Raw genomic sequence first — 13785 nt, 5'->3', positions numbered from 1 at the left:
TGAGGAAAGCCCTCACGCCCCGGGACGGAGCAGTCCGGACTCGTAGGCCAGCACCACGAGCTGTGCCCGGTCGCGCAGCCCGCGCTTGGCGAGCAGGTTGGCCACGTGGGTCTTGACCGTGCTCTCCGCGAGGAAGAGCTCGGCCCCGATCTGCGCGTTCGACAGACCACGGCCGACCAGGCGCAGCACGTCCAGCTCACGCGGAGTCACGCCGTCGAGCAGGACCGGTGTGGTGGATCCCGGGGGCGGGCCGTTGAGGAACTCCTCCAGCAGCCGCCGGGTGATGGCGGGGGCCAGCAGCGCGTCCCCGCCCGCCACGGTCCGGATCCCGGCGACGAGGTGCTCCCGCGGGACGCTCTTGAGCAGGAACCCGGCGGCTCCCGCGCGCATCGCGTGGTACACGTACTCGTCGAGGTCGAAGGTGGTCAGCACGAGGACCCGGACGCCGGCCTGGGTCCTCGTGAGGCGGCGGGTCGCCTCGACGCCGTCGAGGACGGGCATCCGGATGTCCATCAGCACCACGTCCGGACGCGTACGGCGTACCTCGGCCAGCGCGGCGACCCCGTCGGCCGCCTCTCCCACCACCTCGATGTCCGGTTCGCCGGCCAGGATCGCGGTGAAGCCCTGGCGGATCAGCATCTCGTCGTCCGCGACCACGACCCGGATCACAGGGCGGGCTCCCTGGTCAGCGGCAGTCTCGCCCGGACCGCGAAGCCGTCGGAGACGTCGAGGGTCAGGCTGCCGCCGCAGAGGGCGACCCGTTCCCACATCCCGATCAGGCCACGCCCGGTGCCGCCGGAAGGCGAGGGCGTCGACCCGTCGTCCGCCGCGCGTACCTCGAGATCGAGCACGTCCGCACCGTATCGGAGGATCACGTCCGCGTGCTCGGCCGCCGAATGCTTGAGAGCGTTCGTCAGCGACTCCTGAATCACGCGGTAGGCGCACAGGGAGACGCCCTGCGCGAGAGGCTGCGCCTCGCCTTCGACCTTCAGGCGAGCGTCGAGCCCCGCGGCGCCGATCCGGGTCAGGAGCGCGTCGAGGTCGGACATCCCCGGCTGCGGCGAAACCGGCTCGGCCGCGGTGCCCACCTCGTCCTCGCGCAGAATGCGCAGCAGCCTGGCGAGCTCCACGAGCGCGGATCGTGAGGCGTCGGCGATCGCCGTGAACGCGCCGTCCGCGGTCGTCGGCCCCCCGGCGCCCAGCACCTGCTTGCCCGCCTCCGCCTGCACGGCGATGACGCTCACCGAGTGCGCCACGAGGTCGTGGAGCTCCCGCGCGATGCGCCGGCGCTCCATGGCCACCGCTTCACCGGCCTGACGCTGCAGTTCCTCGGCGCGGGCCTCGAGCGACTGCGTGGCGAGCCGCCGGCGCCGGTACGCGGCGCCCACGGCGGCGGGCAGGGCGACAAACAGGATCATCCCCGTCCCCACGCTGGCAGCGTCGGTGTCGGTCGTGTCGGTCACGATCGACACGGTGAGCGCGGCGGCGTTCGCCGCGGCCGCTCCCGCCGTGGCGAGAGCCGGCAGGTACGCCGCGGCGCTGAAGACCGACACGATCACGGCGAGCAGCACCGCCACCTCGTCCGGCGGCTCGGCGCCCAGTGAGGTGGCCATCACCGTGACCGCGACCGCCAGCGCGACCGCCAGCGGATGGCGGCGCCGTACCGCCAGCGCCAGGGTCGACACGAGCACCGCGAACAGATGTTGCTGCGCCGCCTCGGGACCGAGACCGGAGCCCGGCAGCTCAAGGAGTCCCACGGCGAGCAGGCCGATCGCCGGACCGAGATCGATGACCGCGTTTCGCCAGACATGCCGCACGCGGGCAGCCTAGGTCACGCGTCCGCGACCCGGCCTCCCCCTGGGGTGCCGGTCGGACTCCGTCCCCGGACGGACATGGCCCCTCCCACGGGCGGGTGTCGCCGGCCGCGGCCGCTGGAAGCGTCGGGACCGCTAAGAACCAGCCTTTGGAGGACGCGTGTCCAAGCCCACACTCCCTCAGATCGCCCTCGTCGCGGCCCCGGTGATCGCCCTCGTCGCCGAGTTCATAGAGCCACGGGACGAACCCGCGGACGCCGCCGCGGAACTGGCACTGATCGCCGGCAAGTCCACGCCCTACCTGATCGCCGACCTCCTGTCGTACGTCGCGTTCGCGCTGTTCGCCGTGGGAGTCATCGGACTCGTCGGCATGGTGCGCGAGCGCGGCAGGCTCGCGGCGAGGATCGGCGGGACCATGACCGTCATCGGGGCGCTCGCGATGCTCTCGCACTCGATGGTGTTACTCGCCACCCGTGACATCGCCCTCATCGGCGACCCGGCGGCGATGGCGCCCGCCAACGAGGCCATGTCGGACGGCCTCGCGGCGACGCTGCAGCTCTTCATGCTGCTGTTCGGCTTCGACCTCGGCCTCACCGTGCTGGTCGTCGCGCTGTGGCGGGCCCGGCTGCTGCCCGGCTGGCTCGCCCCCGCGGGGTTCCTCGCCCTCGTCGCCGACTTCTCACCGACCTCGTACAACGCCGTCATCATGTACGTCGTGCTGATCGTCGTCTTCGGCGTGCTGGCCGCGCGGTCGCGTCGGGCGCCCCTCGCGAGCCCCGTGCCCCAACCGGTCGGCTGACGGCGGCCAGGCCCGTCCGTCCCGGAAACGGGGACGCCGATCCCGGAAGCCGGGACACCGGGGGCGATGACCTCGGGACGGCCGGACACCGAGCCTTGAGGGGTCGTTCCAACCCACAGGAGGTTTTCCGGTGTCCACCGCCACAACAGACATCGTCCAGGCCGGGCGGCGTGGAAGGAGTCTCGCCGCCTTCGGCACCGCTCTGCTGATCGCCGCGGAAGCGGTCGTCTCCACTGTCGGCTCGGAGACCGTCTCCGACCACACCGCGGGCGCCGGCCTCGTCTCGGAGGCCCTGCTCGGGGTCGCCTTCCTGACGGCCGCGCTCGCTCTGGTGTTCTTCCTGCCGCGGAGGGTGCCGGCCCGCGTCGCCTGTCTGCCGGGCATCGCCGCGTCGGCGCTGACCGGGGTCGCGATGCTCGGCGTGACCGTGACCGGTGAGGAGTGGCCGGAGCCGATCGTCACCGTCCTGGTCCTCGTCAACCTGGCCGGGCTCGTCGCCCAGGGCGTCATCGGGTGGCGTGCCCGGGTGTGGCCGTGGTGGGCAGGGCTGCTCGTGTCGCTGTTCCTGCCCGCCATGTTCTTCCTGCCGAACCCGGTGAACTCCGTCACGATGGCGTTGATCTGGGCCGGGGTCGGGCTCGCCGGTCGACGGCCGTGACGGTTCGCCCGTTTTGCCGGCGGCACCCGCGGCAGCGATGATCGCCCTCGTGCCCATGGAAGCCGCCGGACCGATTCGCCGTACGCCACACCACTGGTGGCGTACGGCGGTGTGGTCGTTCGGCTCGGCCGCCACCGTTCTGTTCCTCATCAGCGTCCCGGCCGCCTTCGAGCGGATGCGCGTGCCGTGCGACGGGCCCGCCTGCCCGTCCGGCTCGATCTCCCAGGCACAGGCGGTCGCGCTGGCCCACCTCGGTCTCACCCCGAGCGGTTACGCCCTCTACCTGATGGTCCTGGTCACGGTGCTCGCCGGGATTCACCTCACGGTGGCCGGGCTCCTGCTGCGCCTGGCCGGGCGGCAGGCGTCGGCCGTCTACGCGGCGGCCGTGCTGGCCGCCATCGGCGTGACGTTCCCGCAGACCCTGCCCGCGCTCGCCGCCGGCGATCCGTTCTGGTCGGTCGCGGTGGACGTCCTGGAGCGGCTGAGCTTCGTGGTGTTCGTCTGCTGGGCGTTGTCGTTCCCCGACGGCCGCTTCCTGCCGAGGTGGACGGCGACGGTGGCGCCCGTGCTCCTCGTCTACGAGGCGTTCGGATCGGCCGGGCTCGAGCCCGCGCCAGGCGGGCCGATCGACCTCGGGCTCACGGTCGTCCTGGTCGGGCTCGTCATCGGGGTTCAGACGCACCGCTACCGGCGTTCCGGCGGGCCGTCCGACCGGTCCGCCGTGCCGGAGCGGCGGCAGATCCGCTGGGTGGCCGGGGCCGTCGCCGCCGCGCTGGTCGCCCTGGTGCTCGCCTCGGTGGCGCAGGGGCCGCTGGGGATCGGCCCGGGGAGCCTGGCCGACCTGATCGTCCAGGGCGGGATCGTGCTCGCCTTCCTGTCGATCCCGGTGAGCGTCGCCGCCGCCGTGTTGCGCCGCGGGCTGTGGGACGTCCGCGCGTCGGTCGGCCGCGCGGTGACGTACGGCGCGCTGACGCTGGGCGTCACGATCGCCTACACGACACTCGTCGTGGGAGTGACCGCGATCTCGTCGGCCGACGGCACGGGAGTGGCCGTCACCGGTGCCGGACTGGTCGCCGTCGTCGTCCATCCCGGGTACGTACGGCTGCGCCGGGCGATGAACCGCCTGCTCTACGGCGAGCGAGACGACCCCTCCGCGGTGCTCGACGAATTGGCCGACCGCATCGCGTCGGCGGCGGAGCCGGTCGTGGTGCTCACCTCCGTGGCGCAGGTGCTGGTGCGGACACTGCGTCTGCCGTACGCCCGGATCACCGTCGGCGGCGGCCTGCTGCGCGGCGAGTCCGGCACGTTGCCCGGCTCCTGGCCGACCAGCGACTACCCGCTGACCCATCAGGGGCTTTCCGTGGGGTCACTGACGGTGGCCGCGCGCGACGGGGACGGAGCGCTGGAGGACGGCGACGAGCGGGCGCTCGCCGCGGTCGCGCGGCAGGCCGCGGCGCTGGCGCACGCCGCCCTCCTCACGCACGAACTGCACGAGTCGCGACGGGCGCTGGTGGCGGCGCGCGAAGAGGAACGACGGCGGCTGCGCAACGACCTGCACGACGGCCTGGGACCGGCCCTCGGCGCGGTGATGCTCAAGCTCGCCGCCGCGGGCAACCGGCTGTCCGGCGATCCCGCGGGCGCCGGCCGGCTGGTCGAGGAGGCGCGGCGGCAGACCGGAGCGGTGGTGGCGGACATCCGCCGATTGGTCTACGGACTGCGGCCACCCGCGCTGGACGAGCTGGGCCTGCTCGCCGCCGTCCAGTCCTTCGCCCAGGGTCTCGACCGCGAGGGCACAGGCGTCTCGGTGTCCGCCGGCCCGGGAGACGAGGACCTGTCCGGACTGCCCGCGGCCGTCGAGGTCGCGGCCTACCGCATCGCACTGGAGGCGGTCACCAACACGGTGCGGCACGCCGCGGCGCAGACGTGCGAGGTCCGCATCGCGCTGGAGGCGGGCGCCTGCACCGTCACGGTCGAGGACGACGGGGTGGGCATGACCGCGGACGCCGCCGCGGGGGTGGGCCTCACCTCGATGCGAGAACGGGCGGCGGAACTGGGCGGGTCCCTGCGGATCGACGCCGGCCCGTCCGGCGGCACCCGCGTGCACGCCTTCCTGCCTCTGCCCGCCAGGGACGGCGAGGAGAGCCCGGCTGAGGAACGGATTCCATGGACGAAGTGAACATCCGGATCGCGGTCGCCGACGACCACACCCTGTTCAGGGACGGGCTGCGCGCGCTGTTCGACTCGGTGCCCGACGTCACGCTGGTCGGCACCGCCGCGACCGGGGACGAGGCCCTCGAACTCGCCGTCACCGTCCACCCCGACGTCCTCCTCATGGACATCCGGATGCCGGGCATGAACGGGCTGGCGGCCACCCGGCGGGTACGTGCTCTCGCGCCCGAGGTGGCGGTCGTCATGCTGACGATGGTCGACGACGACGAGTCCGTGGCCGCCGCGCTCCGCGAGGGCGCCTGCGGCTACGTTCTCAAGGACGCCGACCAGGAGGAGATGCTGCGAGTCGTGCGGGCCGCCGCCCGGGGCGAGCTGCTCTTCGGCGCCGGCGTCGCCCGGTACGCCCGGCGCCTGCTCGAGTCCGGATCCCCCGCGCGTCCGCCGTTCCCGCAACTGTCGGAACGGGAACGGGCGGTGCTCGACCTGCTCGCCGCCGATTACGACACGGCCAGGATCGCGGCGGCCCTGCACCTGAGCCCCAAGACCGTCCGCAACTACCTGACCGTGATCCCCCGCAGGATCGGGGCGCCGGATCGCGCCGCCGCCGTCGACCTGGCGCGACGGGCCGGGCTGGGCAGAGGCGGGAACCGGCCCACCTGGCAGGGCTGAACGCCGGTCAGGGGGTCGCCGCCCCCTGACCGCGTCACCGTCGCCCCCAGTCAGGCCCGCGAAGCCGGTGCGGCTTCGCCCTCGTCCTGGGTCTCGTCCGCCGTGCCCGCCGCCCGGCGCAGGCCGATGCCCAGAGCCAGGCCGATGAGACCCGCGGCCATGAGCGCACTCACCACGAGCTTGGGCGCCGTGCCGTTCGACACGAAGTCGAGCACCTGCCCGCCGGTCAGAGCGAGCGGCACCCACAGGGACACGAGACCGGCCCGCCACGCTCCGAAGGACAACACCAGCAGCCCGATCATGAAACCCAGGATCCAGACCGCGAAGCCCGCCATCACGAACGGATCCTCGTCGAGGGCGCCGGTGACCGGCCGGATCGCCTCCACGCTCACGCCCCCGCCGGCGAGCGCACCGAAGAAGGCGTTGTAGTGCCAGAGATGGACCGTGGAGAAGTACAGGCCGGGGACGGCGAAGACCGCGCCGACCGTGGCGAACAGGCGCCTGCGGGCGCCGACCGCCACGATCAGCCCCGCCGTCGCCGGCAGGAGCAGCAGGTGGGTCAGCGCGAAGAGGATCGTCTCGATCCGCCAGGCGCCGAGGTCGGCGGCGGCCACGTCGACGTTCGCCGCGGTCTCGCTCACCTCGTCAGGGAACATCACCCAGTAGAACGCGTTGGCGGCCGCGTACAGGACGCCGCTCGCGGCCATCGCGATCCCCGCGAAACGCCGGCCGTACGGCCGGGTGGTCAGGTCACTCATCGAGGTCTCCCGTCGTTGTCTGTTGACGACGCAGACGTTAGGAACGGCATGCCGCTCCGGTCGTCGGCCGAGACATTGATCGGCGGGTGGACGTCGCCGGGCGTCCGGTCCATCCACAGGTGGACGCCGGCTCGCGAAGGGCTCGGATACGCTCCCGGCCATGGCATGGGTCCGGAACATCGGGCGGCGGCGGGTCGACCTGGCCCTCGCCGTGACCGGCCTCGCGCTGTTCGCGTTCGGCTCGGCAGAGCTCTACGTGCCGCTCGCGCCGTACGGCGGCGAAGGGCCGGATCTCACCGCGGTGCCCGCCGGCTGGATGGCCGTGGTCACCGTGCTGCTCGCCGGCCTCTGCCTGGCGGTCGCGGTCTGCACGTCGTATCCCCGGGCCGCGGCGGTGCTGGCCGGCGCCTGCTTCACCGCGCAGATCCTCACTCCCGTTCCGCCGATAGCGCCGGTCGTCCCGCTCCTGGCATTGGCCGGAGCCTGCTTCGGCTGCGTGGCCGTGGGCGGCCGCCACGGGCCGCTGGTGGCGGGCGTCTCCTACTTCGTCGCGTACGGCGTCCAGGCCGTGCGTACGGGCAACCAGGACTGGGTCTTCATCGTCTTCGTCGCGCTGGCCGTCATGGGGCCCGCCTACGCCGTCCGCATGCGGCGGGCGCAGGCGGAACGTCTCGTCGCGCTGGCCGCCGAACGGGAGGCCGCCGCGCGCGCGGACGAGCGGCTCCGGGTGGCCCGCGAACTGCACGACATCGTCTCGCACGGCGTCACCGTGATGGTCCTGCAGGCGGGAGCCGCCCAGGCCGTGCTCGACTCCGACGCGCGGCGGGCGAGCGAGTCGCTGGACGCGGTGCAGGACGTCGGCCGCGACGTCGTCACCGAGCTGCGCCGGCTGCTCGTCGTGCTGCGCGGCGCCGAAGGGGGCCCGGAGCGGCTGCCCTCGTTGCGGCACCTCGACCCGCTGCTCTCCGGAGTCAGCGTCGCCGGCGGCAGGGTGGACGTCACCGTGAACGGCGACCTCGACGCGGTTCCCGCGGCGGTCGACGTCAGCGGCTACCGGGTGCTGCAGGAGGCCCTGACCAACGCGGCGAAACACGCGCCGGGCGCCACGGTCTCGGTCACGGTCGACGTCGGACGGACCGACCTGCGGGTGCGTGTCGTCGACGACGGCCCGGGGGCCGGCAGGCGGAACGACGGCGGCGGCCACGGGCTGACCGGGATCAGCGAGCGTGCGGAGCTGTTCGGCGGAACGGCCGCCACCGGTCCGCGGAACGGAGGCGGCTTCGAGGTGAGCGTCGAACTGCCGCTGAGCGCGAAGTCGGCGGCGTCCACGCCGACGAAAACGGGAGCGCCGGCGTGACGCGCATCCTCATCGCGGACGACGAGGCGCTCGTACGCGGCGGACTGCGGATGATCCTCAGCGCGCGACCGGACATCGACGTCGTCGCGGAGGCCGTCGACGGGCAGGAGGCGGTGCGGCTCACCGCGCTGCACCGGCCCGACGTCGTGCTGATGGACATCCACATGCCGGGGCTCGACGGCGTGGCCGCCACCGAGCACATCCTGGCGGACCACCCCGGCTGCCGGGTCGTCATGCTGACCACGTTCGACCTCGACGAGTACGTCTACCGCTCGATGCGCGCGGGCGCCTGCGGGTTCCTGCTCAAGACCACTCCGCCGAAGGAACTGGCGAGCGCGGTGCACGCCGCCGCCCGTGGCGACGCGCTGCTCTCCCCGGAGATCACGCGTCGGCTGATCGACCACTACACGGCGACGGCGTCGCCGGTCGGCGTTCCCGAACTGTCCGACCTGACCGGCAGGGAGACCGAGGTGCTGCGGTTGATGGCGCGCGGACTGTCCAACCGTGAGATCGCCGGAGAGCTCTTCGTCGGTGAGGCGACGGTGAAGACCCACGTCAACCGCATCTTCGCCAAACTCGACGTGCGCGACCGCGTCCAGGCGGTGGTGCTCGCCTTCGAGGCCGGCGTGGTGCGGCCCCGTCGCCCGTGACGAGGGAGACGGCGTCGAGGGCTCCGGTGCCGCTCGTGACGACGAACAGGGCGTCCCCCTGCCGGAGTACGCCCTGTCGTCGCTGTTCGCCGCCCTCAGCCGGCGACCGCCGACGGCGACCCGACCTGGCCCGCCCGATGGGCCGGGGAGACCAGCAGCCGTGCCACCATCACGAACGGCGGGAGCAGGAGCAGGTTGGCCAGGGCCAAGGTCGGCGACAGGCTTCCGGCGAACATGGTCACGATCAGCCACGCCGGCGGCCGCCCTGACCGACCGCGAACGCGAGGTGCTCACCCTGATCGGCAGGGGGCTGTCCAACGCGGAGATAGCGCGCGACCTCCATCTGGGCGAGTCGACGGTCAAGACGCACGTCGGGCGGACGCTGGCCAAGACCGGCAGCCGCGACCGGGTTCAGGCCGTCATCCTGGCGTTCGAGTGCGGTCTCGTGGCGCCGGGCGGCTCTGTGTGACGGTGCCCGCCCCCCTGAGCTGAGCGGACCCGTCCGTCACGCGACGCCGCCCGATGCCGGTCCGGTGCCGAGCCCGGCGTCACGGGCGCGGGCGACGGCCTCGGCCCGTGAGGCCACTCCGAGCTTACTCAAGATCGCACTGACGTGGTTCTGCACGGTCTTCACCGACAGGAACAGCTCGCGGGCGATCTCAGGGTTGGAGCGCCCCCGGGCGACGTGGTCGAGTATCTCGGTCTCGCGTCCGGAGAGTTGGGCGAACGGGCGGTCGGTGGTCGTCCGCAGCGCGGCCCTCGCCACCATCGCGCCGATCCTGCCGCTCAACACCACGTCACCCTCCGCGACGGCGGACAGTGCCCGGGCGATCGCGGCCGGCCCAGAAGACTTCAGCAGGTAGCCGCGCACACCGGCACGCAACGCCCGCAGCACCGCCTCCTCGTCGGCGTGCATGGTCAGCGCCATCACCGCCACACCGGGCTGCCGTTCGATCAGCTCGGCCGCGGCGCCCGCGCCGTCCAGCACGGGCATGTCCAGGTCGACGACGACCACGTCGGCCTCGACTCGTGCCGCCTGCTCAAGCAGTTCGGCCCCGTTCGAGGCGACGCCCACGACCTCGATGCCGTCGACCGTCTCGAGCATGGTGCGCAGTCCCTCGAGGAAGATCGGGTGGTCGTCGGCGAGCAGAACCCTCACGGTCATTCCCTGACCCCCGGCAGCACGCACCGCACCAGCATCCCGCTGCCAGGACCCGGCTCGATCTGGAGCACTCCCCCGAGAGCCTCGGCCCTTTCATGCATCGAGCGCAGCCCCACGGCGCCGGGCCGTACGGGTCCGGTGGCAGGGCCCGCGCCGTCATCGCTGATCTCCATGGTCAGTTCGCCGCCGTGCACCGCGATCCGCACCTGTGCCGTGCTGCCGCCGCTGTGCCGTTCGGCGTTGCGAAGAGCCTCCATGACGATCCGGTGGGCGGCCGTCTCGATGGCGGGATCCATGGCCGGCAACCTATCTGGAGCATCCAGCGTCACGGCGAGCCGGCCGGCCCAGCCGTCGATCTGATCGCGGAGCGCCGCGACCAACCCGCGGTCGGCGAGCGCCGTGGGCCGCAGGTCCGCGACGATGCGTTGCACTTCGGTGAGCGCCTCCTCCAGATCGGCGGCGGCCGCGGCGAGCACCTCCTCCGCGCGGTCCACCCGCGGGCGTACGAGCAGGTTGCGTGCGGCGGCGATCCGCATTCCCGCCGCGCCGAGCAGTGGGCCGAGACCGTCGTGCAGGTCGCGCTGGAGCCGGCCGCGTTCCTCGGTCCTGATGAGGGTGAGGCGTTCGTGGCTGCGCCGCAGGGCGGAGTCGAGCCCGGCGGCGTGGACCACGACGCCGAGATGCCCGGCGAGGTCGGAGAGCAGGCGATGGTCCGCCGGCGACAGCGGTTCGTCCGGATGCCGCCGGGCGGCTATCAGGTTCCCGGCGGTCTCGCCGGACACCTGCAGGAGGATCCGGGCGCCGTCCGCGCCGGTCACCGGAGTTCCGACCGCCGCGGCGACGGAGCCGTCGGGCAACTCGACGGCGACGTACGGCAGGCGTAACGACTCGGCGAGCTCGACCACCACGCGGGCGAGCAGCGGTTCGCGCGTCGACTCGAGCAGTCTGCCGAGCGTGCGCACCACCTGGTGCGGATCACGGCGGTCGCCGAAGAGCATCCGGTCGAGCGCGGCTTGCAGGATCGTGCGCAGCGGGAGCGCGACGACCGCGATCAGGGCGGTGACCAGCACCTCCGGCAGCAGGTCCGAGCCGGGCAGGGCGGCGTCGAGGCCCAGCACGAGTCCGATGTAGGCGGTGAGCAGGATCGCGGTGAGGACCGTGTAGAGCAGGGTCCGCCGGAGCACCAGTCCGAGGTCCCACAGGCGGTATCGCAGCACGGCGACCGCGATGGCGCCCGGCAGCAGGACGAGCGCGAGGGCCTCGGCGATCCAGGCCGTGCCGAGCAGGGCGGTTGCGGCCGTGACCGGGGCGATGACCCCCGCCGCGGCGGCCACCCAGCGGATCTGCTGCCGCTCGACCTGGCCGCTGTGGATGTAGCGGAGGACGAGGGCGACGGCGCCGAACAGGAAGGCGGCCTGCAGCAGCGCGAAAAGCGGAGTGATCAGCGGGAGGAGCGGCTGCAGTGCGGACATCCCGAACGGGTTGGGTTCACCGCCGACGGTGCCGTCTCCGCCTGGCAGGAACGCGACGAGCAGCGCGAGGCAGACGGCGAGCGTCGCGAGGACCCGCTCTCCGCGCCGCCACCATGGGCCGAGCGCGGTGCCGTCAGGAAAGCGCAGCATGAGGGCGACGACACCGACCGGGATGGTGAGCCACAGCCAGGTCGGCAGCCAGAAGAGGAACGGCCGGAAAGGCCCCAGGTGACGATGGTGGCCGAGCGTCACCGATGCGGTCACCGCGTAGTACGCGGCGCCGCCGATCCCCGTCGCGATCAGCATCGGAGCGAGCGGATGGCGCCGTCGGCGGGCGAGCACGATCCCGGTGCCGCCGAGCAGACCGAGGGCGACGGCGTAGAGGCCGACCGTGGTGCGGTCGCGCAGGATGTCCCCGCCGGGGAGGACCCACAGGCACAGCGACAGCCACACGAGCAGACCGGACTGTGCCACGAGCGCGGCGAGTGCGGCACGTCTGCGGATCATCTGAACCTCTCGAACAGGCGCGTCGTCGGCGATGGCCGGCCGCGACAGGTTAGCCGCGACCGGCCGGCGGGTGAACTCAGGCGGCCATGGGCGCATCCGTCGCGGGGACCGACGGCGCCGATGCTCGCAGTCCGGCCGCTCCGCTCCACAGCAGCGCGGCGCCGGTGAGCGCGATGAGGGCGGGAGGGAAGACGAAGGCGACCGCGGCGACGATCAGCAGGATCGCGGCCGGCTTCGGGAGGACCCGCGAGCGCAGGCCGCTGATCCCCAGCGCGAGTATGCCCGCCGTCAGCAGCGCCATCGTCCCGTACAGCCCGACTCCGCCCATCTCACCGGACAGTTCGGGGCTCTTCGAGTGGGCCAGCCAGGGCAGGACGGTGCCGATGTACCACTGGGACACGACCCCTCCTGCGGCTCCGGCCGTCGCGAGAAGCGCGGCGGTACGACCGAGTCGCCGCCCGGTGGAGCCGGTGTGGGTGACGAGCGCGGGGACGGCGACGAGGAGCCCGCAGAAGCCGAGCAGCACCAGATTGGCCGAGACGGAGTGCGCGGTTCCCGCGGCGATCTCGGGGAACGGCCGGCTGTCGAACACACTCAGGAACTCGAACGGCGCGGCCAGCAGCAACGGGAGGCCGGCGAACACCAGCAGGGGCCGGCCCAGGCCGTGCAGCGCGGAAGGGTCGGAAGGAACGGAAGCGACGGCGGTCATGGCCTACCTCTCGGGGACTGCGGGTCAGCGGGGTCGGCGTCGCCCCGCGGAAGCCAGTGTTCGGCGCCCGGCCTCCCAAGGGCCTGAGGCCGTTATCCCCTTCCAGCCGGGACCCGCTCTGTCCCCTTCGCCGGGAAACGGATTCCCGGCGACGTCGGGAATCGCGCCGATGTGCCGGGAACGCCGGACGAGAAGCATCGAGTGCATGAACAAGCCCTCCATCCGAGCCGGAGCCGTCGCCGCGGTCATCGGCGGGATCGCCGCCGCGCTCCTCGGTCTCCTCCACCTTCTCTCCCAGTACGGCGCCGCGGAGACGACGGCCTACATCGCCCGCGGTCTGCTCCTCGCCTTCACGATCGCCGAAGCCGGGCTGCAGGCCCCCGCGCCGGGCCCCGGATCAGGAGCGGGGCGTGCCGGAGCCGAGCCCGTGTGCGCGTGCCCGGGCGACGGCCTCGCCGCGGTCGGCGGCGTGCAGTTTGCCGAGGATCGTCGAGACGCTGTTGCGCACCGTTTTCGGGGCGATGGAGAGCTTGCGGCCGATGGCCTGGTTGCCGAGGCCTCCGGCGACGAGGTCCAGGATCTCCAGTTCTCGCGGGCTCAGCTCGGGGAACGGCCGTGCCGCCGCCTCGCGCGGGCCTTCCGCGAAGGAGCTCAGCACCCGCCTCGCGATCTCCGGGCCGAAGACGGCCTCGCCCGCGGCCACGGCGAGCACGGCCCGCACGACGTCGGCGCGGTCCGAGCCCTTGAGGAGGTAGCCGGTGGCACCGGCACGGATGGCGGCGTACACCGAGTCGTCGTCGGCGTGCATGGTCAGGACGAGCACGGCGGGACCGCCTTGACCGCTGATGCGGCGGGTCGCCTCGATGCCGCTCATGCCGGGCATCGTCAGGTCCATCAGCACGACGTCGGGCCGGGACGAGGCGACGGCCTCGATCGCGGACGCTCCGTCGGTGGCGGTCCCCACGACCTCGATCTCGGGGAGGCCCATGAGGGCGGTCCGCAGGCCGTCGAGGAAGATCGGGTGGTCGTCGACGAGGAGGGCCCGCACGGTCGTGGTCACC

15 protein-coding genes are annotated in these 13785 nt (G+C 73.0%); 7 read left to right on the top strand and 8 right to left on the bottom strand.

All coding sequences use genetic code 11. The features are described 5' to 3' along the window. Nucleotides 1–12: 12 nt before the first annotated feature. Together Pka01_RS34185 and Pka01_RS34180 are read right to left on the bottom strand one after the other, a co-directional pair. Nucleotides 13–669 carry a response regulator transcription factor gene (locus Pka01_RS34185; RefSeq protein WP_203887102.1) on the bottom strand — a complete coding sequence of 219 codons (657 nt, stop codon included), beginning with the start codon at nucleotides 667–669 and terminating at the stop codon, nucleotides 13–15. Continuing rightward, entirely contained in the window at nucleotides 666–1817 is a 1152-nt protein-coding gene (locus Pka01_RS34180) for a sensor histidine kinase (protein WP_203887101.1), read from the bottom strand. The genes Pka01_RS34185 and Pka01_RS34180 overlap by 4 nt, the downstream gene beginning before the upstream one ends. A 157-nt stretch (nucleotides 1818–1974) precedes the next feature. On the opposite strand from Pka01_RS34180, the gene Pka01_RS34175 reads away from it, so the two are divergent. The 4 genes from Pka01_RS34175 to Pka01_RS34160 all read left to right on the top strand — a co-directional run bounded on the left by Pka01_RS34175 (nucleotide 1975) and on the right by Pka01_RS34160 (nucleotide 6109). Then, nucleotides 1975–2613, top strand: coding sequence for a hypothetical protein (locus Pka01_RS34175; protein WP_203887100.1), 639 nt, complete (start codon nucleotides 1975–1977; stop codon nucleotides 2611–2613). 130 nt (nucleotides 2614–2743) lie between these two features. Beyond that, the gene (locus tag Pka01_RS34170) at nucleotides 2744–3271 is read left to right on the top strand and encodes a hypothetical protein (protein WP_203887099.1); all 528 of its coding nucleotides are present in this window, start codon (nucleotides 2744–2746) and stop codon (nucleotides 3269–3271) included. Between the two features lie 55 nt (nucleotides 3272–3326). After that, nucleotides 3327–5447 carry a sensor histidine kinase gene (locus Pka01_RS34165; RefSeq protein WP_239115819.1) on the top strand — a complete coding sequence of 707 codons (2121 nt, stop codon included), beginning with the start codon at nucleotides 3327–3329 and terminating at the stop codon, nucleotides 5445–5447. After that, complete coding sequence (locus tag Pka01_RS34160) at nucleotides 5435–6109, top strand: response regulator transcription factor (RefSeq protein WP_203887097.1); 675 nt, start codon at nucleotides 5435–5437, stop codon at nucleotides 6107–6109. The genes Pka01_RS34165 and Pka01_RS34160 overlap by 13 nt, the downstream gene beginning before the upstream one ends. Nucleotides 6110–6159: 50 nt before the next feature. Here Pka01_RS34160 and Pka01_RS34155 read toward each other — a convergent pair whose 3' ends face one another. Next, nucleotides 6160–6867: a hypothetical protein gene (locus Pka01_RS34155; RefSeq protein WP_203887096.1), complete on the bottom strand. Its 708-nt coding sequence runs from the start codon at nucleotides 6865–6867 to the stop codon at nucleotides 6160–6162. A 160-nt stretch (nucleotides 6868–7027) separates the two neighbouring features. Here Pka01_RS34155 and Pka01_RS34150 point away from each other — a divergent pair, with 160 nt between their 5' ends. Next, nucleotides 7028–8224: a sensor histidine kinase gene (locus Pka01_RS34150; protein WP_203887095.1), complete on the top strand. Its 1197-nt coding sequence runs from the start codon at nucleotides 7028–7030 to the stop codon at nucleotides 8222–8224. Further along, complete coding sequence (locus Pka01_RS34145) at nucleotides 8221–8874, top strand: response regulator transcription factor (RefSeq protein WP_203887094.1); 654 nt, start codon at nucleotides 8221–8223, stop codon at nucleotides 8872–8874. The genes Pka01_RS34150 and Pka01_RS34145 overlap by 4 nt, the downstream gene beginning before the upstream one ends. Nucleotides 8875–8969: 95 nt before the next feature. Here the strand turns inward: Pka01_RS34145 and Pka01_RS40985 are convergent, their stop codons facing one another. Next, nucleotides 8970–9116: a hypothetical protein gene (locus tag Pka01_RS40985; RefSeq protein ID WP_239115821.1), complete on the bottom strand. Its 147-nt coding sequence runs from the start codon at nucleotides 9114–9116 to the stop codon at nucleotides 8970–8972. A 23-nt stretch (nucleotides 9117–9139) separates the two neighbouring features. Between Pka01_RS40985 and Pka01_RS40980 the strand changes: the two genes are divergently transcribed. Continuing rightward, a complete protein-coding gene (locus Pka01_RS40980; protein WP_373318221.1) occupies nucleotides 9140–9343 on the top strand; it encodes a response regulator transcription factor in 204 nt (67 codons plus the stop codon). 36 nt (nucleotides 9344–9379) lie between these two features. On the opposite strand, the gene Pka01_RS34135 is transcribed toward Pka01_RS40980, so the two are convergent. The 4 genes from Pka01_RS34135 to Pka01_RS34120 all read right to left on the bottom strand — a co-directional run bounded on the left by Pka01_RS34135 (nucleotide 9380) and on the right by Pka01_RS34120 (nucleotide 13784). After that, a complete protein-coding gene (locus Pka01_RS34135; RefSeq protein WP_203887093.1) occupies nucleotides 9380–10039 on the bottom strand; it encodes a response regulator in 660 nt (219 codons plus the stop codon). Next, nucleotides 10036–12015, bottom strand: a complete 1980-nt coding sequence (locus Pka01_RS34130) for a sensor histidine kinase (RefSeq protein WP_203887092.1) — start codon at nucleotides 12013–12015, stop codon at nucleotides 10036–10038. Before Pka01_RS34130 ends, Pka01_RS34135 begins: the two co-directional genes overlap by 4 nt. Nucleotides 12016–12091: 76 nt before the next feature. After that, entirely contained in the window at nucleotides 12092–12724 is a 633-nt protein-coding gene (locus Pka01_RS34125; protein WP_203887091.1) for a hypothetical protein, read from the bottom strand. Nucleotides 12725–13121: 397 nt separating this feature from the next. Further along, nucleotides 13122–13784 carry a response regulator gene (locus Pka01_RS34120; protein ID WP_239115802.1) on the bottom strand — a complete coding sequence of 221 codons (663 nt, stop codon included), beginning with the start codon at nucleotides 13782–13784 and terminating at the stop codon, nucleotides 13122–13124. Nucleotide 13785: the final 1 nt, after the last annotated feature.

Origin of the sequence: Planotetraspora kaengkrachanensis, from assembly GCF_016862895.1 — a bacterium.
GTDB classification, from domain to species: Bacteria; Actinomycetota; Actinomycetes; order Streptosporangiales; family Streptosporangiaceae; genus Planotetraspora; species Planotetraspora kaengkrachanensis.
The sequence above is the reverse complement of the archived record's forward strand: the minus strand, read 5'-3'. Positions and strand labels throughout refer to the sequence as shown.

Bases quoted from the DNA above. Each gene is read 5' to 3' on its own strand.
- Pka01_RS34135 (WP_203887093.1), bottom strand. From the start codon at position 10,039: ATGACCGTGAGGGTTCTGCTCGCCGACGACCACCCGATCTTCCTCGAG.
- Pka01_RS34125 (WP_203887091.1), bottom strand. From the start codon at position 12,724: ATGACCGCCGTCGCTTCCGTTCCTTCCGACCCTTCCGCGCTGCACGGC.
- Pka01_RS34160 (WP_203887097.1), top strand. From the start codon at position 5,435: ATGGACGAAGTGAACATCCGGATCGCGGTCGCCGACGACCACACCCTG.
- Pka01_RS34150 (WP_203887095.1), top strand. From the start codon at position 7,028: ATGGCATGGGTCCGGAACATCGGGCGGCGGCGGGTCGACCTGGCCCTC.
- Pka01_RS34165 (WP_239115819.1), top strand. From the start codon at position 3,327: ATGGAAGCCGCCGGACCGATTCGCCGTACGCCACACCACTGGTGGCGT.
- Pka01_RS34130 (WP_203887092.1), bottom strand. From the start codon at position 12,015: ATGATCCGCAGACGTGCCGCACTCGCCGCGCTCGTGGCACAGTCCGGT.
- Pka01_RS34155 (WP_203887096.1), bottom strand. From the start codon at position 6,867: ATGAGTGACCTGACCACCCGGCCGTACGGCCGGCGTTTCGCGGGGATC.